Origin of the sequence: Kitasatospora aureofaciens (assembly GCF_019192735.1) — a bacterium.
Lineage (GTDB): Bacteria > Actinomycetota > Actinomycetes > Streptomycetales > Streptomycetaceae > Kitasatospora > Kitasatospora aureofaciens_A.
Window position 1 is genome coordinate 58882 of sequence record NZ_JAHTKP010000018.1, and the last position, 20121, is coordinate 79002.

A 20121-nucleotide genomic window follows, 5' to 3' on the forward strand; every position below is an offset into this window, starting at 1 on the left:
CACGGTCGGGTCAGCTCCCTGCCGGAGTGGGGAGCTCGGCCAGGGCGCGCTCCACCCGCTCCTGGTCGAAGCCCTCGTCGACGAGCTCGCCGGCCAGGTAGCGCTCGTACGCGCCGAGGTCGAAGTGGCCGTGCCCGGAGAGCCCGAACAGGATGGCCTCCGAACGGCCCTCCTCCTTGAGCCGCAGCGCCTCGTCGATGGCCACCCGGATGGCGTGGGTGGACTCCGGCGCGGGCACGATGCCCTCGGTGCGGGCGAAGGTCAGGCCGGCCTCGAAGCACCGGGTCTGCGGGACCGCGCGGGCCTCCAGCAGGCCGTCCTGCAGCGCCTGGCTGACCAGCGGGGCGATGCCGTGGTAGCGCAGGCCGCCCGCGTGGATCGCCGGCGGGATGAAGGAGTGGCCGAGCGTGTGCATCTTCAGCAGCGGGGTGAGGCCGGTGGTGTCGCCGAAGTCGTAGGCGATGCGGCCCTTGGTCAGGCTCGGGCAGGCCTCCGGCTCGGCGGCGATCACCCGCACCCGCCGGCCGCCGCGCAGCTGCTCGCCGAGGAACGGGAAGGCCAGGCCGGCCAGGTTGCTGCCGCCGCCGGCCGCGCCGATCACGATGTCCGGGTAGTCCTCGGCCAGGTCGAGCTGGAGCAGCGCCTCCTGCCCGAGCACCGTCTGGTGCAGGGCGACGTGGTTGAGCACGCTGCCGCCGGCGTAGTTGGTGAACGGGTCGTTCATCGCCAGCTCGATCGCCTCCGAGGTGGCGATGCCGAGGCTGCCGGGGCAGTCCGGGTCCGCGGCGAGGATGGCCCGCCCGGCCTCGGTCTCGGTGCTCGGGCTGGCGACGCAGGTCGCGCCGTAGGTGTGCATCAGCGCGCGGCGGTAGGGCTTCTGGTGGTAGCTGACCTTCACCATGAAGACCTTGACCTCGAGGCCGAAGAACGCCCCGGCCAGCGACAGCGAGGAGCCCCACTGGCCCGCGCCGGTCTCCGTGGCGAGCCGCCGGATGCCCGCCTCCTTGTTGTAGAAGGCCTGCGCGATGCCGGTGTTGGGCTTGTGGCTGCCGGCCGGGCTGCCGCCCTCGTACTTGTAGTAGATCCGGGCGGGGGTGCCGAGCGCCTGCTCCAGGCGGCGGGCGCGGAACAGCGGCGAGGGGCGCCACTGGGCGTAGATCTGGCGGACCGCGGCCGGGATCTCGATCTCCCGCTCCGTGCTGAGCTCCTGCTCGGCGAGTTCCTTGGGCATGATGCCGACCAGGTCGGCCACGGTGGCGGGCTGCCCGGTCCCGGGGTGCAGGATCGGGGCGAGCTGGGGCAGGTCGGCGGCCAGGTTGTACCAGGAGGTCGGGATCTGGTCGTCGGTCAGCTGGTACTTGATGGTGTCCACGGGTGTCGTCTCCGGGTGAGGGACGGAAAGGGTGGGCGGTACGTGGGCGGGCTCGGGCGGTACGGGCGGTACGGCGGTTCGGGCGATACGGGCGGTGCGGGCGGTGCCCCGGCTCAGGCGGTGCCGCCGGTGGCGTCGGCCACCAGGGAGCCCGGCGCGAACCGGTCCCGGTCCGGGCCGACGATGATGCCGGGGTGGCGGCTGCGCATCCCGTCGAGCACCAGCTGGTACGGGAGGTCGTCGAACTCGCCGTGCTCGTGCAGGAATTCCATGTTCCGGGCGCCGTCCCCCGTGTACGGGTGGTGGACGCTGTCCGCGGTGCCGTCGAACTCCAGCGGCGCCATCCCGTACAGCTTGCAGAGGATCCGGTTGAAGACCGGGGTGGCGCGCACCCAGCGCCCGTCCAGGTGGACGGAGGTCAGGGCGTGGTAGTGGAAGACGTCGCCGCCGATGTAGGTGCGAAGGCGCTCGGAGGCGAGGTGGTTGCGGACGTCGGTGAGCACCAGCCGGCCCGGGATCCCCACCGAGCGCAGCGCGGCCAGGTACACCAGGGACTTGTGGATGCACATCCCGCGGCCCAGCCGCAGGGTCTGGCCGGCGGTCAGGCCGCGACGGGAGAAGTCGGCGCCGTAGATCTCGTAGCCGATCTTGTCGCGGACCGCGTAGTAGAGGCGGACCGCCCGGTCCCGCTCGTCCAGGCCGCCGTCCGGGAGGACCCCGGCGACGAACTTTTTGACCTCGGCTGAGGTGTGGTCGATGAACTCGGTTTCCGCGAGGGCGTGTTCCAGCGACTCGGACATGGCTGCTCCATAACGGGGAGGGGGGTCGGCCGGCTTCACGGGCCGAGCTGAGGCCGAGCGGTCGGAGGCCCAGCTTTCAGAGACCCAGCATGGTGGCGATGCGGACCCGCTGGACCTCGGAGGTGCCGGAGTAGATCGTCCCGGCGACCGCGTTGCGCAGTTCCTGCTCGATCCCGTACTCGGCCATGTAGCCGTTGCCGCCGAAGATCTGCACCGCGTGCAGGGCGGAGGCGAGGCTCGCCTCGCTGACCACCAGCTTGGCGGCGGCCAGGTCGACGGTGATGTTCTGCCCCGCCGTCAGCTTCTCGGCGGTGTCGTAGAGCCACTTGCGGGAGGTCTCCACGCCGATCCGCATCTCGACGATCTTGTTGGCGACCGACTGGAAGGATCCGATCGGCTTGCCGAACGCGGAGCGCTGCTTGGCGTAGGCGAGGCAGTCCTCCAGCCGGCGCTGCATCTCGCCCAGGGTTACGGCGAAGGAGAGGAGGATCTCCCACTTCATCACGTGGTCGAGGATCAGGAACCCGGTCCCGGCCCGGCCGACCACCTGGCCGCGCGGGATCCGGCAGTCGTCGAAGAACAGTTCCGCCATGGGAGAGGACTTGAGACCCATCTTCTCGACCGGCCGGCCGACGCTCAGGCCCGGGGTGTCGCGCTCCACGAGGAACGTGGTCACCCCCAGCGGACCCGCGGTCGGGTCGGTCTTGGCGTAGACCGCGATCACGTCGGCGATCGGGCCGTTGCTGACGAAGGTCTTGCTGCCGTTCAGCACGTACGCGTCGCCGTCCGCGACGGCGGTGGTGCGCATCGCCAGGGCGTCCGAGCCGGCGTCCGGCTCGCTGATCGCGTGGGCCCCGATGAGGGTGCCGGTCGCGATCCCGGGCAGGTAGCGCTCCTTCAGCGCGGGCGAGCCGAAGCGGTGCAGCGGCGCCCCGATGCCGACCATGCTGGTGGTCACGGAGAAGTTCAGCCCGCCGTTGCGGCAGCCGTGGCCGAGCCCCTCCAGGACGTACATGGTGGTCGCCAGGTCCTGCCCGAGGCCGCCGTACTGCTCGTCGAAGAACAGCCCGAGCAGTCCGGACTCGGCGACGGCCTGCCAGGCCTCCCGCGGGAAGCTGGCGGCCTTGTCGTGCCGCAGGTGGTCCGCGCCGAACTTCTCGAACCACGGGGCCAGGCCTTCGCGCAGGTCGCGCTGGTCGGCCGACCAGTCGATCATCTCGTCATTCCCCCGGTCAAGTTGGGCGGCTCAGTAGTGGGAGGAGCCGTCGCCGTCGAGGGAGTGCACCTCGTCGCCGGTGAGCGCCGGGGTGAACACGCAGACCAGGCGCAGGTCCTCCTCCGGCCAGGCGATCAGCCAGTGCGCGTCGTGCTCGTCGAGCGCGTACAGGGTGCCGGGCTCGATGACGTGGCTGTTGCCCGCCATGTCGACGACCTCGCCCTTGCCCGAGATGCAGTAGCAGGCCTCCAGGTGGCGCTTGTACTCCAGCAGGGACTTGGTGCCGGCGCTGACCACGGTGTCGGTCACCGAGTAGCCCATCCCGTCCTTCTCGACCAGGAACCGGCGGCTGAGGCCGTTGCCCCACTCGACCGTCTTGACGTCCTCAAGCTTGCGGATCAGCATCGCTGTCTCCTCGGTGTGTGTGCGTGCGTGACTGTTCGTTGAATGGCTGTTCGTTGAGCGGCGGTTCGTCGTACTGCTATTCGTTGAGCTGCTGTTCGCCGAGCGGCTGTTCGTCGTGCGGGTCGGCGGGCCCGGGTCGCAGGCCGCCGGTGAAGGCGAGAAGCTCCTTGATCAGGTCGCCGCCGGTCTCCAGCGACCGTTCGACCTCGGCGACGAGCGCGCTGCCGACGATCGCGGCGTCCGCGCCCAGGGCGCCCATGGCCGCGACGTCGGCGGCGGTGCGGACGCCGAAGCCGACCGCCAGCGGCGCCCGGGCCGACTCGCGCAGCCGCGCGAGCACCGGGGCCAGGGCGGCCCGGTCGGGCGGCGCGGTGCCCGACCGGCCGTAGTGGGCGACCAGGTAGAGGTAGGCGGAGGCGAAGCGGGCGCTCTCCGCCAGGACCTCCGGGCTGGATCCCGGGTAGCAGGTCGTGACCACCGGCTGGCCGATCCGCTCGGCGGCCTCCAGGTAGCGGGGCCGGGCCAGCGGCGGCAGGCCGTGCAGCAGGGTGGCGTCCGCCCCGGCGTCCCGGGCCCGGAGCAGGAACTCCTCCAGACCCACCGGCCGCACCGAGTGGCCCCAGTCGGCCAGCAGAGCGATCCGGGTGTGCCGCAGCGCGGGCCGGACCTTCGCCACGAAGGCCAGCACGGCGTCCAGGTCGACGCCCGCGGCCAGCGCCCGGTCGGCCGAGCGGCGCACCACGGGTCCGTCGGTCGGCGAGTCCGGGAAGGGCACGGCGAGTTCGAGGCAGTCCACGCCGGTCTCGTCCAGCGCCGTCACCAGCTCGGCGAGCAGGTCGAGTCCCGGGTCGCCGGCGTTGAGGAACAGCGCCAGGCCGGGGTCGGCCGGCCCGCGTCCGCAAAAGAACTCAGACACCGGCCGGCACCTCGCGCCGCAGCCGCTCGACCAGGTCGAGCGCCGCGCCCGCCGCCACGGCCTCCCGGGCGGCCCCGTACGCCTGCGCCCAGTCGGCGTGCAGGCCCGAGGCGACCGCGGCCGCGGCCGCGTTGAGGCAGATGCTCTCGACGGCGGCCTCGGGTCCGCGGCCGCCCAGCAGGGCGAGCAGATGCCCGGCGGGGTCCTCGTCCGCCCCGGCGGGCCGCAGGTCGGCCAGGGTGCCGCGCCCGGTCAGCCCGAGCGCGCCGGGGCCGATGGTCAGCTCGGCCCCGCCCGTGCGGACGGTGTTCTCCGTGAAGCTCACCAGCTCGTCGATGCCCAGCGGATTGTGCACCAGCCAGACCGGCCGGTCAATCGCCAACTCCCCGAACGGGGCCAGGAGTTCGCGGTCGGACACGCCGACCAGGCGGCGCTGCGCCGGGACGGCGGCGAGGAACGGGCCGAGCAGGTTCACGAACCGCCCGACCTGCTTGAAGCCGTACGGCAGCACGGCCCTGGCGAGTTCGGTCAGCTCCACCGGGTAGACGAAGCCGCCGGCGAAGGCCACGTTGAACCGGTCCAGGTGGTCCTCGCACTCGGCGTACGAGCGCGCGGTCGGGATGCCGAGCCGCTCCAGGATGTCGATCGAGCCGTAGCGGCTGCTGTAGCCGCGCGAGCCGGTCTTGACGATCCGTACGCCGGTCGCGGCCGCGACCAGCACCGCCGCGGTGGTCAGGTTGAAGGTGGCCGGGCCTCCCCCGGTGCCGACCGGGTTGACCGTCCCGGGCCAGGTGGCCGGCAGCGGCTGCGCGCGGTCGGCCAGTGAGCCGAGGAAGGAGGCCACGGTGGCCGGGTCGGGCGTACGGGTGGACAGCGAGGCGAGCACGGCCAGGGCCTCACCGCCGCGCAGGCGGCGTTCGTGGAGCCGGTCCCAGAAGTCCGCCCAGGTCGGCCGGTCCACCGGGCCGGCCCGCTGGACCAGGGTCTGCAGCAGGTCGGACACGGTTACCGCGTCCCGTCCGGAACGGCCTGGGCCTGCTCCAGGAAGGCGTTGATGGCGGCGGCCGTGCGGAAGTTCTCCGGCGCGATGTCCAGCGCGTCGATGTCCAGCCGGTACTCGGACTCCAGCCAGCTGACCAGGGTGAGCAGGCCGAGGCTGTCGACCACGCCGTTGGCCAGCAGGTCGTAGTCGTCGGCCAGGTCCTCGACGGTGGTGTCGAGGAGGAACTGCTCGATCAGGTACTTCTTGATGTCGTCGGTGCGTGTCACGTCAGCCTCCTGCGGGCGTGGTCGTCGGGCTTTGGCCCCGCGCGTGCCGGGAGGCGCGCAGGACGGCCTTGCGGTCGAGCTTTCCGGTGCCGGTCCTGGGCAGCGCGGTGTCCACCAGCTCGACGGTGGTCGGGATGGCCGCCCTGGGCAGCAGCCCGGCGGCGGCCTGGCGGAGTTCCAGGCTGTTCAGGGAGCTCCCGGCGGCGCGCTGGACGACGGCGTGCAGCCGGGTTCCGGCCACCTCGTCCGGCACCGCCAGGACGGCCGCCTCGACGGCCTCGGGGTGGCTGCACAGGGCCGCCTCCACCTCGGTGGTGTTCACCCGCACGCCGCGGACCTTCACCACGAAGTCCCGGCGGCCCTCCAGGGTCAGCACCCCGTCCGGGTGGCGCCGGACCAGGTCGCCGGTGCGGTAGTAGCGGCCGTCCGCGCGCTCGGTGAAGACGCCGCGGTCGAGTTCGGCGTCCAGGTAGCCGGTGGTCTGGAAGGGCGTACGGACGAGGAGTTCGCCCAGGCCCGGGCCGGCGAGCTCGCTGCCGTCCTCGGCGAGCAGCAGGGCCTTCACGCCCCGGACGGGCTCGCCGATCGGGACCGTGCCGTGCGGCATCGGGTCGACCGGGTCGATCGGGTGGATGAAGCTGTCGTTGGTCTCGGTGCAGCCGTAGACGTTGTGGAAGTCCGCCTTGGGCAGCAGTTGGGGCAGCGGTGCGAAGGCCCGTTCGCTGATCGCGTCCCCGGTGAGGACGGCGTGCCGGACCTCGGCGAGGGCCGCCGCCGCCTCGTCGGTGCGGGCGGCCCGGGTGAGCAGCTGGTAGAGCATGGGGACGCCCTGGACCACCTGGATCGGGCGCTGCCGGAAGAGCGCGAGCAGATGGGCCGGGTTGGTGGCCAGGTCCGGGTCCACCAGGGCCACGCAGCCGCCGCGGCTGAGCGTCGTCCAGATGTCCAGCAGGCACAGGTCGAAGTTGAGGGGCGCGTAGTTGAGGACGGTGGTGTCGGGCCCGATGCCGAAGTGGTCGGCGGCCCAGTCGGTGAACCGGTCGACCGCGCCGGTGGTCAGCGGGACGACCTTCGGCAGGCCGGTCGAGCCGGAGGTGGTCAGCAGGAGCGCGACCTCCTGCGGGTCCGGCTCCCCCGGCGCGGGCTCGTTGCTGATCAGCTCGGCGCCGTCGGCCGGCTCGTGGCCGTCGGCCGGCTCGTGGCCGTCGGTCAGCTCTTCCGGTGCGGGCAGCCGGCCGGCGGCGCAGCGCTCCAGCAGCGTGGACAGCGTCTCGGCGCCCAGCTCCGGCGAGGGCAGCAGCACCGGCTGCCCGAGCGTCAGGCAGGCCAGCACGACGGCGATCGCCTCGGGCGACTTCTTGGCGACCATGGCCGCCGGTCTGCCGTGCGGCAGCCCGAGCGCGGTGAGCCGGGCGGCGGCGGCGCCGGCCATGGCGTGGAGCTCGGCGTAGGTCACCTCGCCCGAGTGCCAGAGCAGGGCGGGTGCCGCCGGGCGGGTTCGGGCCTGCTCGGCGATGCGGTTGGAAAGGGAACTCGATAACAACGGACACGCCTTCCTTCTCACCGTGCCGGAACAGCACGGCGCCAGGGCAGTGTGAACGGGGATCACGCTTCGACGCGGGCAGGCGAATTCGCACCACCGCGCACGGAACACTGCCGGATCGGCCTCAGGAATGTTGATTCATGAACTGCATGGAAGCCGGGCAGCGGAGCCGGACAACACTCAGCGTGAGTTGAGTGGTGAACAAAAGTGGTGAACGGAAAGCGAAGCGAAGCGGAAAGGACCCGGTCAGTTCGTCCGGTGCCCGGCGGGCGACGCGAAGGCCGCGCTGACGCCCAGCACCAGATAGGTACAGCCGGTGATGTACTTCTGTGCGCGCACGAATCGGACACTTCGGGCCAGAAAGGCACCGACCCCCACGGAGGCGGCCGCGTACACCAGGTCCATGGCCAGGGCGATCGCGAAGAACACCAGGCCGAGCACCAGCGTCTGGCTCGCCACGGAACCCCGCGACGGGTTGACGTACTGCGGCAGCAGGGCCAGGAAGAACAGTGCGACCTTGGGGTTGAGCACGTTGACCAGCGCGCCCTGGCGCAGCAGCGTGCGCACGCGCAGCGGCTCGGTGGCGGCGGCCGGCGCTCCGGCCGGCCCTTCCGTCCTGGCCAGCAGGGTGCGCACGCCCAGGTAGAGGAGGTAGGCGGCACCCGCGTACTTGACCACGTTGAACGCCAGGGCGGACGCCGCGATGAGTGCCGAGACGCCGACCACCGTGCCCAACACGTGGACCATGGTGCCCAGTTCGACCCCGACGGCGGAGGCGAAGGCGGCTCTGCGGCCCTGTCCGATCCCACGGCTGAGGATCAGGAGCATGTTCGGGCCGGGCACGGCCACCAGGGCCACCACCATCGGCACGAACACCCCGAGCACCGTCCCGGATGGAAACGTCAGCTCCACCGAGTCTCCCCCTCCTGGGCGCGGAAGCCGCGCTCAGCCCCACTCAAGGTCGTCGTCATCCATGTCCCAAGGGGGCATTGACACCCCGTCAGGCGATGCCACCACCCTAGCAAGCCGGCAGGATCGTGTCAGGGAAGTGGCGAGATACCGCCCCCCGCGGTAGTGGCCCCCGACAGCCGGCAGCTCGTGGTGTAAATAAAGCCCGGCGACAGTCATTTGCGTGCGTCCCCCCAGTATTGACCGATTTTCGGTCGATGCTGTGCAGTCTTCGCCCTGTTCGGCGACAACCTCGATCCTGCTCGGACCCCGGAAAGCTGTAAAGTAATCACACCTGTCCCAACAGTGCCGTGACAGGAATGGGCCAGTCGCCATCGCCGAGTTCCCCACCACACAGGAGCGCAGGCGACGTGTGACATCAGGCCGTCAGCATCACGAGGCAGCATCACTGAGCAGCTGAAGTGCCTGGAGCTGGGATGGATCTTGAAATAGACCGAAAGGTCATCGCCGACCTCTATCGGCGGCTCCGCAATGAACCCTCGGTCGAGCCGGCGAGCCTCGGCGCCCTGGCCGGACTCGACCCCGCCCAGTACGAGGAGGCCAAGGACCTGCTGGTCGCGATCGGGCTGGTCGCCAACTCGCCGGAGTCGGCCGACCGGCTGACCGTCACCTCGACCGAACGGGCCCTCAACGACCTGGCCACCCGGGCCGAGCAGGCCGCCTCCCGCTGGGCGCACGAGGCCGTGTGGCTGCGCAAGGCGATCCGCCTGCTCGCGACCGAACTCGCCGACCAGTACCAGCATCAGGCCAGCCTCGCCCCGGTCGAGGTGATCGTCGGCCTGGACCGGATCTCGGCGATCCTGGAGGACTGCACCGACCTCGCGCGCGACGAGATCCTCAGCATGCACCCCGGGCCGGTGGTCGAGAGCCGCTCCAAGGCGCGGCTGGACCGCAACCAGCGCGTCGTCGACCGCGGCGTGGGGATGCGCACCATCCACCTGGCGTCGACGGCCCGGATGCCGCACGGCCTGGCCCTGCTGGAGGAGATGCAGGCCGCCGGGGTCCGGGTCAGGCTGGCCCCGACGATCCCGTTCCGGCTCATCGTGATCGACGACGTGATGGCCTTCACCCCGACCTTCGACCCGGAACACACCGAGCCGTCCGCGCTCGTCACCCGGGGCCCGGTGATCACCCGGCTGCTGCGGCGGGTCTTCGAGCACTGCTGGCAGTCCGCCGTCGAACTGGGCGCCGACACCTCGCCCCGCCGGGAACCCGCCGAAAGCCCGCTCAGCCGCCAGCAGTCGGGGATCCTGCGGCTCATGAACGCCGGCCTGAAGGACGAGGCGATCGCCAGGGAGCTGGGCGTGTCGATCCGCACGCTGCGGCGGCTGATCTACGACCTGATGGAGAAGCTCGGGGCGGACAACCGCTTCCAGGCCGGCGTCCGCGCCGGCCAGTTGGGCTGGCTGAATTAGCGCGCCCCGCGGTGCCGACGGGACCCGCCCCCTGCAGGTACTGCTCACTGGCAGCGGTTGCAGAGAGCAGGCCGACGGGCTGTCAGCTGCTTTGCCGTTCGGCGGTGAGGTGGCGGGTGAGGGGGTGAGGGGGTGAGGGGGTAGCCGATCTCGAACTTCGCGGCTGACATGCGGGTGTCGTTGACCTCGACGACGGCGCCGGCCGGGTCGGTGGCGGTGCGCAGAATGCGCAGCAGGGGCGCTCCCTTGGGGAGTTGGAGGTCGGTGGCCTCGTCGGGGGTGGGCATGCGGGAGCCGATAATCGCGCGGGGCGGGGCCCCAGGCCTGCCCAACGAGATCGACCGGATCCCCGACAGTCACACCTCCGTGGTGCTCCGTCGGCGCCTCATGGTCCACGGCGGCCTGTCCCCGTGCGCCCTTGACGGCCTTCCATCCGCGGGGAAGTGTCGTGCAAAACCGCGCAACCGACTTGGTAGGGGAGGGCGTCATGACGATACGTTTCGTGGGGATCGACCCCAACACGGGCAAGGACGAAAGCCCGACGGTGTGGGTGGACGACGAAGCGCGCGAGTTGGTGATCCAGGGCTGGAAGGCCGGCCCGGCCTTGACGGCGGAGATCAGCGGCACCGCTTGGGCGCCAAACCACAGCGCAGGCATCCCGGACTCCGAAGTCCTCAACCGCATCCCGCTGCGCATGGCGGGGATCATCAGGAAGGCGCTCGATGACGCAGAAGCCGCCGGACTTCTCGACGATGCTGAGGCAGGCCCACAGGTCAGCGATCCATCTGGAGATGAGGGATAGCTACGGGATCGCCGGCGAGGCCGAAGAGTTTGCGGAGTTCCTGCGCACCGGCTACGTCGACACCGATCCTGAGTCCGAAGGCTGGTCCGGCTGGGTGTCGCAGATCCGGGAGGCGGTCGCCCGCGGCGTCGTCGTCCGCCGCGCCCGGATCGTCTCCGAGCCGGTCACCGACTACATCCGGTACGAGCACGCCGGAACCGTCGTGAACCTGGCGGCCGGGGAGCTGGTCCGCTGGCTGTCGCGCCGTCAGGCATCCGACATCGCCCTTCCCGGCAACGACTTCTGGCTGTTCGACGGCAACATCGTTCGCTTCAACCACTTCACCGGCGACGGCGGCTCGGCAGGTCCGACGGTCACCGACGACCCGGCCGTGGCCAAGCTCTGCGTCAACGCCTTCGAGGCCGTCTGGGAGCGCGGAATTCCGCACGAGAAGTACACCGTCTAGCCCCAGCATCAGGACCGCCAGCTCATGCCCTCCTCCCCGTCCTCCAGTGCCCAAGAGGCCCGTCTCGTCGTCGCCGCTCGGCTGCGCGAGATCATGCTGGACGCCGGACTCCAGGGGCAGGAGCTGGCGGCCCTGTGCGGCTGGAACGGGGCCAAGACCTCCCGCATCATCAACGCCAAGACCGCGCCGTCGGACTCCGACATCCGAGCGTGGTGCAGCGCCTGCGGCGCCGACGGCCAGGCCGCCGACCTCATCGCCGCCAACCGCGCCGTGGACTCCATGTACGTCGAGTGGCGCAGGCTCACCCGTACCGGGCTACGCAGGCTGCAAGAGTCCGCGATGCCCCTCTACGAGCGCACCCGCCACTTCCGCTCCTACTCCTCCCGCGTCGTGCCCGGCGTCTTGCAGACCGAGGCGTACGCAACCGCGCTGCTCGCCACGGTGGCCGACTTCCGGCGCACGCCCAACGACGTTGCCGAGGCTGTGAAGGCCCGCCTCGCCCGATCCCGCGTCATCCGCACGGGCAACCACCGCTTCGCGATCCTGGTGGAGGAGTCCGTCCTGTACTACCGCCTTGGCAGCGTCGAAACGATGGCCGAGCAACTGGGGCACCTGCTGACGGTCATGTCGCTGCCGGCTGTCTCGCTCGGTGTCATCCCTTTCACCGCGGAGCGCACCATGTGGCCGGTGGAGACCTTCAACATCTTCGATGACGCGGAAGCCGGCGTTGAGCTGCTCTCCGCCCAGGTGACGGTCACCACCCCCAGCGAGGTCGGGCTCTACGCCCAGGCGTTCGGCAGGCTCAAGGGATTCGCGGTGCACGGTGCGCGGGCGCGGGCCCTGATCACCGGGGCAATCGACTCGCTGGGCTGAATATATGCAAACGAGTGCAAACGCGTTGATGTGCCCTGAGCCCGACGGCCAGTCTGGTCACCTGCCGCCCGGCGCGAGGCATACCGATCCCCCTCGGCATTCGTGGAAGCGCGCCGGGCGGCCCCCGTCCCCGACGCCCAGGAGCCCGCCATGCCCTCCTGTTCAGTCCAGCGCCACCAGGGCGTCTACCAGCACGCGCCCTTGCGGGGTGCCGCGCCGCAGCAGAATCCCGGCGACCGTGTGCAGTTCGCCCCAGGCGTGCGGCCGGCCGATCTCAGAGGCGTCACCGACGACACCGAGCGCGGTCTCCAACGCGGCCTCCGCCTCACCGGCCCCGGCGTAGGCGTGCGCCAGGCAGGCCCCGTACCACGCCCGGTCCCGCCGGAAGATGGCAGCGAACCCGCCAAGCCCTTCCTTCAGGTTGTCCACCGCGCTGCCCCACTGCTTCAGGTGCAACTCGGCCATGCCGCGCTGCGCGGCGAACCAGCTCTCGCCGTAGAAGTACAGCCAGGGTGGGGCGTCCGCCGTCCCGCTGATGATCTGCTGGGCCTCGTCCAGGCGGCGGTGGGCGGCGTCGGCATCGCCTTCGAGGGCGTGCCCGCGTCCGGCCATCTGCACGGCCATGGCCCTGGTTGCGTCGGTCACCCCAGCCGTGGACGCGGCGGCCTCGCCGAGGCGCACGCAGCGGCGGCCGTTGCCCTTCGACCATGCCATGTGCGCCTTCATGCTCATGGTGGTGGCGGCCATGTCGCCGTAGCCGGACTCCAACGCCCAGTCGTACGACCGGTCGAACCACCCGAGCGCCGCAGGCGCGTCGTCCTGATCCTGTGCCATCCACGCGAGGAACTGGGCGTACTCGGCGAGCAGTTTTACGAGCCGGTCCGCGAGCGGGCCCCGGGCCTGGTCGTACAGTCCGGCGACTTCTTCGAACTGCGCGGCCACGACGCCGTTCATGACGCGGGAGCCCAAAGTGTCTTCGGCACGGCGGTGTTCGGCGAGCAGCCGTTCCATCGCCTCCAGCGACGGCCGGTCCAACCGCATTCCGCCCCGTACACGGGTGAGCCGATCCGTCTCGGGCTCGGACACCACCCCCGGCAGCACGAGCGACGGCAACGGAAGACTGTCATGTGCGCCGGCCAGCAGCTCGGACGGAACCCGCAGACCGGCGATGATCCGCTGGCGCACTTCGATCGAGGTCACGTCCCGGCGCCGGTTCTCGATCGCCGACACGTCCGGCTGGGCGAGGCCGACCAGGCCGCCGAGCACGCTCTGGCTGCTGCGGGTCAGGGTTCGCCATTTCTTCAGCACCGCCGGCCAGTCCTCGGCCGCCACGGCGGCCCGCAGTTCGGGATGGGTCCACACGTCCGGTTCCTGGTCCATGCCCGAAATATAGGGCGGCCCTATAGGACCCGGCGGTGGATTGGTACACACGCCACCCGCCAGTGTTGATCCACGCCCGGCGTAACCCCTTGATCACCGTGGGACGTCCCGGCAGGACTCCCTCCGATGCCCCTGTCCGCCACGTATACCCGATTCCCCGGAGAAGCTGATGTCCGCTGCCACCGCATCCGGCAAGCCGCACCCCTGGACTGTCGACCTGGTGAATATCGACCCGGGCGCCGGCCGCCGCTCGCCCCGCCAGGTGTCGCAGGAAAACTCCGCCGCCACGAGGACGAGGATGCTGATGGACGAGCACCGCAGCAACGGCGGCCGGTGTGTGCGCTGCGACACCGCCTGGCCGTGCACCCCGGCGGCGGACGCGATGTACGGGAGCGCCTCGTGATGCCCCGACGAGTGGACCTCGACCGCGTCCGGCGCCGGGCTCTGGTGCTGTGGCAGATCGGCGAGAGCCGCCGTCGCCGACGCCTATGGGGGCTGCGGTGAGCCCCTCCTCCGACTTCGTTCCGCCGGCCAAACGCACGAGGGGTCTGCACCTGCGGACGTACCGGGTCGACGCCGACGGCAAGCCGTACGACGTGACACCGGTCGTCGAGGTCAAGCCCAGCGAAGGGCCCCCGGTGCTTGCGCTGGGCTCCTGGCCTGAGTGCACCTGTCCGAACTGCACGCCATCGGCTTGACCACACATCAGACTCCGCCCCGCAATGGTCCAGGCACACCGGCAGGGCGGAACCGGTGCCGGTCACACCGTCTCCCGTGGCGTGGCCGGCACCTCGTTCAGAACCCTCGTCGAAGAGAGGAGTCTGCTATGCCGCAACCGCCTCCGCCTCCCCCTCCGCCCCCACCGCCTCCGCCGATTCCGCAGCCGCCGAACCCCGGCAGGTAGCACCACGCCCCCGGAGCTGTCCTCACGGGCGGCTCCGGGGCGCGCGCGATTCCTCCGTACCTCCAGCGCGAATCGAGGAACTGACCCGATGCCCAACCTCGACACCACCCAGCGCAGCGAAGAAGCACCTTCCGTCCGAACCATCGCGTTCAACGGTCCGGACAATGTCGGCAAGACGACACAGATCCGTGTCCTCGCACGCCGACTGGGCGACGCGGCGGCGCGGCCGACCGCGATCGACGAGCATGACGCCCGGTGGGCGACCGTCAAGACGACTGGTATGTCCGACTGGTGGTTCAAACACTCCTCGCCGGAGGAGCTCGCCGATGTGCTCGCGACCTCCTACCTGGAACGGCATCGCTCCCCGGCAACTGCCCCGCTGAGGTTCATGGACCGGGGAATCCCGATGCTTGAGGCGTCGTTGGCGGCGACGATGGCCGTTCGGGAGATCCTGCCCGCGGAAGCTGCGGCGGAGCGCGCGGAGAGCCTGCTGGAGCGGTTCCGCTCCGACCTGGTGGCTGCGGAGCGGTCCGAGCACGGGGTGCTGTTGCTGCACCACCAGGACCCCGCGCTCGGTGCCGAACGAGCCCTTGCGCGCGAAGCGGCGCCCACCGACGTTTACCGCGCCTACCAGCACCAGCTCCACGCGCAGCTCCATCGACTTGTCGACGATGGCCGCTTCGACCTCACCATCGTCGCCGAGGACCGCTCGATCATCTCGCTCCAGGATGAGCTGCGTCGCAGTCTTCATGAGGTCCATGCGGCCGTTCCGCCTCAGGCTCTGGCCGGCGTCCAAATCGTGGCTCTGGGAGGGCTCTCCGAGAGTGGCAAGTCCACAGCGGGTGAGTACCTGCGAGTACGTCGGGGCTTCGCGAGGCTCAAGATCGGACACCTGCTGCACGAGGCCGCTCACTGGGCCGGGATCGCTGATCCCTATCAGCTCGATCCGGCTACCCGAGCCGAAGTGCTCACAGACGCGCTCGACCGGTTCTGCGCGGCCCATCACTTCCTGAAGCAGGTCTCGATCGAGTCACTGCACGAACTCGCCGCGACGGACGCGCTGCGTTCGATTCTAGGCGACCAGTTGCGCGTGGTGTACCTCGATGCGCCGAAGGAGTTGCGCCAGCGGCGCGGTGTCGCCGGCCCCGAGGACGTGACCGAGCGGGACGCGGTGAAGAACAGCCGCAGGGCGTCCGAGATCGCCGAGATCGCCGAGATCGTGATCGACAACAGCGGAACCCGGCTCGACCTGGAAAGGTCGCTGGACCGGCTGGTCCTGGAGCGGATGTGGTCACGCCGCCGGTTGGACCCCGTCCCGGTCAACTCGCTCGGCCTGCCGGTACACCTGGAGGCGTACCTGTCGATGGTGCTGGCCCGGCTCACCGAACGAGCGCCGGAGATGGGGCTGTTCGCGGTGACCGGCAGCGGGGCCCGAGGGAAGTACCAGCACGGCTGGAGCGACCTGGACGTGTTCATCATCGCCGACCAGGAGTACATCCCGCCCATCCGGGACGTCATCCAGGAGCTGTCCGCGGAACTCGGCGGCGTCAAGCTCGGCCTGACGGTGCTCTCGGAGGACGAGTGCCGGTCCGGCGCCATCACGTCTCGACTGATCTACGTGCTCATCCTGCTCGGCTCGGGCATCATCGCGCCGCTCTGGTGCCGTCCGGACCTCGAAGTCGCAATTCCCGACGCCGCCGCCTACGCCGATGCCGGTCTACGGGATGCCGTCCAGGCCGCCATCGAGATCCGCCGCCAGCTGCTCCGGGGCGCCCCCGACCTGCGGGCGCTCTACAAGATCACCGCACTTCTGGCCAAGCTCATGCTCTACCTGGAGGACGGCTTCGGCTACGCCACCGACGACGACGCCGTGACGGCCTTCCTCCAGCGCGCCCCTGAGGGCTTCCGCAGTGCGGTCGACGAGGCCCGCGTGAACCGGCGGCAGGCCGAGGCTCTGGCATCGTTCGTGCTCCGGTCGTGGCTGTCCACGATGACGTCGAAGGGGGACGCGTGACCTCATTCCTCGTTCCCGACCAGCTGGTCTTCCGGAAGACGACAAGCCCTGCACGCGCTGATGCCGAAGTCCGCGGGTGGCGCTCGGTGTCGTCCCACCTCGCGGTCCCGGACTGCTTCGGCCGCACCCGTCAGCCGGACGAGCACCGGATCATCTACGAGGACGTGTTCGCCAGCGGCAGGTGCCACACACTCCTCGGCGACCTGATCGGCGCAGCGGACCGCGATCCGCAGTACATCCCCCGCGTGGAAGCCCTGATCGACGACATCTTCCGCGACATCCTCCGGTCCGTGGAACACACCGGGCGGATCGTCCGACTGTCCGCCTGTGTCCCCGCCCTCTACGCGGAGAGGCTGCGCCAGGGCGGCCGGATCGACGCCTGGTACCGCAACCCGCCGATCACTCTCAAGCTTCCCGACGGCCGCGGGACCGTGGGCGTGGACGAGCTGGCGACGTACACAGTGATCATCAACGGGCACAGGGCCACGATGGATCTTCCCAGTGTTGTCGCTGATGTCCGCGCGTCGCTGGCGCCGGACAGCCGCTGGATGACCGCCGTCACCCAAGGCGATCCGACCGAACCCAACATCGCGGAGCCGCTGTGCTGGCTGGACTTCGAGCACGCCGGGCGGAATACCGTTCTCGGCGAGGCCGCGAACCTGCTGTGGTATTTGCTGGGACTCGGCGGCTGGCTTGTCCCCCGCTACCAGCCTGACGTCTACGCCCGGACCCTGCGCCGGCATTTCAAACCCGTCGCCATTCCCCAACTCGGGCACGTCAGCCTCCGCAAGGAGGACCGGCTCCTCACCGTTGAGTACTCCTGGTCTGTCGGACCTGGGCGCCAAGCCGCGATCAGTCGCACCGTCCACTGGCTGCGCGGGAGCCTGGCACCCGCGGCCGGACTTCCCACGCGGGTGCTCCTGCACGGCCTCCGTCCCTTTCTCACCCTGCGGATTCTCGGCGTCATCCCCGCCCGGCAACTCAGCAGCGGCGACTTGCTGCTTCTTCTGGCCAAGATCGCCGAACTGGCCCTCCCGGAAATGACGCTGGAGAACTTCGTCAGCACGGTACCGGGCAACCGACCCGACGAACGGAGCACCGATGACTGCCACGCTGCTTGAACCTCTCGTCGTCGCACACGCCCGCTCACAGCCCCTCCAAGGCCGCGTCGCCCTGGTCACCGGCGGAGCCACCGGCATCGGAGCGGCCATCAGCCGATCCCTGGCCTCCAGTGGGGGCTTGCGTGGCCGTGAACCACCTGCACAACGACGCCGAGGCGCGGGAAGTCGTGCGAAGCATCGACCGCGAAGAGCGCCCCGCCATGGAGGTCGGTGCCGACCTGACCGTCCCCGAGGACGTGGCCGAGATGGTCGCTCTGGTCGAATCCGAACTCGGCAACGTGGACATCCTCGTCAACTGCGCGGGTGCCTACCCCCGGATCAGCTGGGACCGGACCAGCGAAGAGGAATGGGCGCGCGCCCTCGAAGTGAATCTGACGATCCACTACCGTGTCTCCAGGGCCCTCACCCCGGCGATGGTGCGGCGCCGCTGGGGACGAGTGGTCAACATCGGCAGCGTCAACTCGCGGTCTGGCCGAGCCGGACTTGTTGCATACAGCGCGGCAAAAGCTGGAGTTCTCGGGCTGACCCGCGCATTGGCCCGCGAGCTGGGACCGTCGGGGATCTGCGTCAACGCCGTACTTCCCGGGGCCATCCAAGTGGAAGCAGAGGAGCTTCTGCCCCCGGAGGACAGAGTGAGCCCCGACATCCAGATCAAGCGGCAATGTGTTCCCCGGCGGGGCCAGCCGGCGGATGTCGCCGCGGCGGTTTCGTTCCTCGCAGCCCCGGCTGCCTCCTTCATCACCGGGCAGTCGCTGCACGTGGACGGTGGCTGGGTCCTCAACTGACCCCACCACTATGAAGAAAAGAGAGAACAGTCGTGATTCAGCGCGTTCGCGCCATCCTCGTCACCCCGAACGACGGGCTCCTGCTCATCAAGCGGGTACGGCCGGGTCGAGACCCGTACTGGGTCTTCCCCGGTGGCCACGTCGAGTCCGACGACAGCAGCCTGGAGGCGGCGCTGGACCGGGAGATCCACGAGGAGATCGCCGGGAAGGCAAAGATCCTCAGTCTGGTCCACGTCCTGGAGGACGACGAACAGCAGCAGCAGATGTTCTACCTCTGCGAAATCGCCCACTGGTCGTTCGACGACCGTACCGGCGACGAGTTCACCGAAGCCGACCGAGGCGAGTACGCGCTGGAAGAGATCCCGCTGACCTCCGAAGCCCTGAGCACGTTGAACCTGATGCCGCCGGAGACCGCGGGCATCCTGCGCGACGCCGTGGCTGCAGGCCGACTGCTCTGCCTTCCCGATCTACGAGTGCACTGAAACCTCTGCCGACGGCCCCGGATCTCGCCCCCGGGCCGTCACCCGTTCGAGGGAAACACCTCCCGCCACGCCGAGCGCGAGCGGGTGAAGTTCCCCCTGATCTTGGACAGCGGTTGCTTACGCTGCAGGGGTGAAGTCGTGCTGCAGCCCGGCTCGGGTCCTGATCACTTCGCCCCGCCGACCGGTTGGTCGGCGGGGCGAAGTCATGCGAAGTGGACTGGTGTGACACCGCCCCTGCCGGTACTGCTCCGTGGAACACCTGACGAAACCGTCGACAACCGGGCGGGCGCCTACAGGGAGAGGACCATGTCCTCCTCGGCGGCGAGCACCTCGCCCGTGAAGGCGGCACGGGCCTCGGCGAGCGGGCGGGTGCGGTCGCTGCCGGGCCAGAAGTGGGTGAGCAGGAGGCGCCGGGCGCCGGCGCGGGTGGCCCAGGCGGCGGCGTCGGCGGCACTCATCAGGCAGGGGTCGTCCGCCCGGTTCTCGACGGTGGTGCCGGCGATGAACAGGTCGGCGCCGGCAGCCAGTCGGGCGAGGGCGGGGGACGGTCCGGCGTCGCCGCTGTAGGCGAGGGTCAGGCCCGGCGCGGTCAACCGTACGCCCGCGTGCGGGACGTGATGGGGCAGCGGCTCGGCGTCCAGGCGCAGCGGTCCGACCTGGTGGCCGGCGGGCAGCGGGTGGACGTCGAAGACGTCGTGCAGGTCCTCGGTGGGTTCCATCGCCTGGACGCGGGCGATCACTCCGGGCGGGCAGTACAGGGGCAGGCGGGGGCCGCGCTGGGGGGCGAAGTAGCGGGCGCGGCACAGGGCGCTGAGGTCGGCGCAGTGGTCGGGGTGTTCGTGGGTGATCACGACGGCGTCCAGCCGGGCGGGGTCGCCGTGGGCCGCGAGCCGCGGGAACGTCGCGTAGCCGAGGTCCAGCACGAGGCGGAACCCGTCGTACTCCAGCAGGAAGCCGCTGGCGGCGCGCCCGGCCTCGGGCCAGGCTCCGCACGTTCCGAGGACGGTGACTCTGCGCATCGGACGATGATCCCACGCCGCCGGCCCGCACTTGCGGGCACTGGGGGTGGGCGCAGACTGGGAGGTGGGGGCGTGCGCCGAGGCGCTGTGGAGGTACCGCCATGTCTGACGGAGTGGAACTGCGCGGAACCATGAGGAAGCTGGAGGACGTCGAGTTCGAAGTCGTCCACGTCACCATCGAGCTCGACGACGACGAGGCGCGGCAGCAGTTGGAGAAGGATCCGAGTGGGACCGTCAAGCGGTTCCTGGAGTCGCAGGGGTACGTCGTCAACGGGATCACGGCGCCTGTCCCTCAGCCCGGTCAGCCGTACCACCCGGGATACATCCACATCCTCACCGGACGGGACGCGTCCAAGTGGTCCCCGGTCTTTCCGTGAGGGCGCGGGAAGGA

22 protein-coding genes are annotated in these 20121 nt (G+C 70.3%); 10 read left to right on the top strand and 12 right to left on the bottom strand.

What is annotated here, in order from left to right; translation table 11 throughout:
• Nucleotides 1-10 precede the first annotated feature (10 nt).
• The 9 genes from KV557_RS19845 to KV557_RS19885 all read right to left on the bottom strand — a co-directional run bounded on the left by KV557_RS19845 (nt 11) and on the right by KV557_RS19885 (nt 8433).
• On the bottom strand, nt 11-1372 hold the full coding sequence (locus tag KV557_RS19845; RefSeq protein ID WP_308129978.1) for a TrpB-like pyridoxal phosphate-dependent enzyme: 1362 nt from the start codon (nt 1370-1372) through the stop codon (nt 11-13).
• Between the two features lie 113 nt (nt 1373-1485).
• On the bottom strand, nt 1486-2172 hold the full coding sequence (locus KV557_RS19850; protein WP_218202115.1) for a transglutaminase-like domain-containing protein: 687 nt from the start codon (nt 2170-2172) through the stop codon (nt 1486-1488).
• A gap of 76 nt (nt 2173-2248) precedes the next feature.
• On the bottom strand, nt 2249-3388 hold the full coding sequence (locus tag KV557_RS19855; protein ID WP_218202117.1) for an acyl-CoA dehydrogenase family protein: 1140 nt from the start codon (nt 3386-3388) through the stop codon (nt 2249-2251).
• Between the two features lie 30 nt (nt 3389-3418).
• Nucleotides 3419-3793 (bottom strand): ectoine synthase, encoded by a 375-nt coding sequence (locus KV557_RS19860; RefSeq protein WP_218202119.1) that lies wholly within the window; start codon nt 3791-3793, stop codon nt 3419-3421.
• 76 nt (nt 3794-3869) lie between these two features.
• On the bottom strand, nt 3870-4709 hold the full coding sequence (gene trpA, locus KV557_RS19865) for a tryptophan synthase subunit alpha (RefSeq protein WP_218202121.1): 840 nt from the start codon (nt 4707-4709) through the stop codon (nt 3870-3872).
• Nucleotides 4702-5712, bottom strand: a complete 1011-nt coding sequence (locus KV557_RS19870; protein ID WP_218202123.1) for a hypothetical protein — start codon at nt 5710-5712, stop codon at nt 4702-4704. The genes trpA and KV557_RS19870 overlap by 8 nt, the downstream gene beginning before the upstream one ends.
• A gap of 2 nt (nt 5713-5714) precedes the next feature.
• On the bottom strand, nt 5715-5978 hold the full coding sequence (locus KV557_RS19875; RefSeq protein ID WP_218202126.1) for an acyl carrier protein: 264 nt from the start codon (nt 5976-5978) through the stop codon (nt 5715-5717).
• A 1-nt stretch (nt 5979) separates the two neighbouring features.
• The gene (locus tag KV557_RS19880) at nt 5980-7521 is read right to left on the bottom strand and encodes an AMP-binding protein (RefSeq protein WP_256177675.1); all 1542 of its coding nucleotides are present in this window, start codon (nt 7519-7521) and stop codon (nt 5980-5982) included.
• A gap of 246 nt (nt 7522-7767) precedes the next feature.
• Nucleotides 7768-8433 carry a LysE family translocator gene (locus KV557_RS19885; RefSeq protein ID WP_218202127.1) on the bottom strand — a complete coding sequence of 222 codons (666 nt, stop codon included), beginning with the start codon at nt 8431-8433 and terminating at the stop codon, nt 7768-7770.
• 473 nt (nt 8434-8906) lie between these two features.
• Between KV557_RS19885 and KV557_RS19890 the strand changes: the two genes are divergently transcribed.
• Nucleotides 8907-9905: a helix-turn-helix transcriptional regulator gene (locus KV557_RS19890; RefSeq protein WP_218202128.1), complete on the top strand. Its 999-nt coding sequence runs from the start codon at nt 8907-8909 to the stop codon at nt 9903-9905.
• Nucleotides 9906-9949: 44 nt separating this feature from the next.
• On the opposite strand, the gene KV557_RS19895 is transcribed toward KV557_RS19890, so the two are convergent.
• Entirely contained in the window at nt 9950-10237 is a 288-nt protein-coding gene (locus KV557_RS19895) for a UTRA domain-containing protein (RefSeq protein ID WP_256177676.1), read from the bottom strand.
• A 155-nt stretch (nt 10238-10392) separates the two neighbouring features.
• Here KV557_RS19895 and KV557_RS19900 point away from each other — a divergent pair, with 155 nt between their 5' ends.
• Genes KV557_RS19900 through KV557_RS19910 form a run of 3 tightly spaced genes read left to right on the top strand, consistent with a single transcriptional unit; the run spans nt 10393 to nt 12025 of the window.
• Complete coding sequence (locus KV557_RS19900; RefSeq protein WP_218202133.1) at nt 10393-10707, top strand: hypothetical protein; 315 nt, start codon at nt 10393-10395, stop codon at nt 10705-10707.
• Nucleotides 10628-11152: a DUF6879 family protein gene (locus tag KV557_RS19905; RefSeq protein WP_218202136.1), complete on the top strand. Its 525-nt coding sequence runs from the start codon at nt 10628-10630 to the stop codon at nt 11150-11152. The genes KV557_RS19900 and KV557_RS19905 overlap by 80 nt, the downstream gene beginning before the upstream one ends.
• Nucleotides 11153-11176: 24 nt before the next feature.
• Nucleotides 11177-12025 carry a helix-turn-helix domain-containing protein gene (locus tag KV557_RS19910; protein WP_218202138.1) on the top strand — a complete coding sequence of 283 codons (849 nt, stop codon included), beginning with the start codon at nt 11177-11179 and terminating at the stop codon, nt 12023-12025.
• Nucleotides 12026-12187: 162 nt separating this feature from the next.
• Here the strand turns inward: KV557_RS19910 and KV557_RS19915 are convergent, their stop codons facing one another.
• Nucleotides 12188-13405 carry a helix-turn-helix domain-containing protein gene (locus KV557_RS19915; RefSeq protein WP_218202139.1) on the bottom strand — a complete coding sequence of 406 codons (1218 nt, stop codon included), beginning with the start codon at nt 13403-13405 and terminating at the stop codon, nt 12188-12190.
• Nucleotides 13406-13574: 169 nt separating this feature from the next.
• Between KV557_RS19915 and KV557_RS19920 the strand changes: the two genes are divergently transcribed.
• From KV557_RS19920 to KV557_RS19940, 5 genes are all read left to right on the top strand, one after another.
• A complete protein-coding gene (locus KV557_RS19920; protein WP_218202141.1) occupies nt 13575-13808 on the top strand; it encodes a hypothetical protein in 234 nt (77 codons plus the stop codon).
• 589 nt (nt 13809-14397) lie between these two features.
• On the top strand, nt 14398-16323 hold the full coding sequence (locus KV557_RS19925; RefSeq protein ID WP_256177677.1) for a nucleotidyltransferase domain-containing protein: 1926 nt from the start codon (nt 14398-14400) through the stop codon (nt 16321-16323).
• A 164-nt stretch (nt 16324-16487) separates the two neighbouring features.
• Nucleotides 16488-17444, top strand: a complete 957-nt coding sequence (locus KV557_RS19930; protein WP_218202143.1) for a hypothetical protein — start codon at nt 16488-16490, stop codon at nt 17442-17444.
• Nucleotides 17445-17566: 122 nt separating this feature from the next.
• Nucleotides 17567-18229, top strand: a complete 663-nt coding sequence (locus KV557_RS19935; RefSeq protein WP_308129979.1) for an SDR family NAD(P)-dependent oxidoreductase — start codon at nt 17567-17569, stop codon at nt 18227-18229.
• A 32-nt stretch (nt 18230-18261) separates the two neighbouring features.
• Complete coding sequence (locus tag KV557_RS19940; RefSeq protein WP_218202145.1) at nt 18262-18711, top strand: NUDIX hydrolase; 450 nt, start codon at nt 18262-18264, stop codon at nt 18709-18711.
• A gap of 290 nt (nt 18712-19001) precedes the next feature.
• Here KV557_RS19940 and KV557_RS19945 read toward each other — a convergent pair whose 3' ends face one another.
• The gene (locus tag KV557_RS19945) at nt 19002-19730 is read right to left on the bottom strand and encodes an MBL fold metallo-hydrolase (RefSeq protein WP_218202147.1); all 729 of its coding nucleotides are present in this window, start codon (nt 19728-19730) and stop codon (nt 19002-19004) included.
• Between the two features lie 101 nt (nt 19731-19831).
• Here KV557_RS19945 and KV557_RS19950 point away from each other — a divergent pair, with 101 nt between their 5' ends.
• The gene (locus KV557_RS19950) at nt 19832-20107 is read left to right on the top strand and encodes a hypothetical protein (protein WP_218202148.1); all 276 of its coding nucleotides are present in this window, start codon (nt 19832-19834) and stop codon (nt 20105-20107) included.
• Nucleotides 20108-20121: the final 14 nt, after the last annotated feature.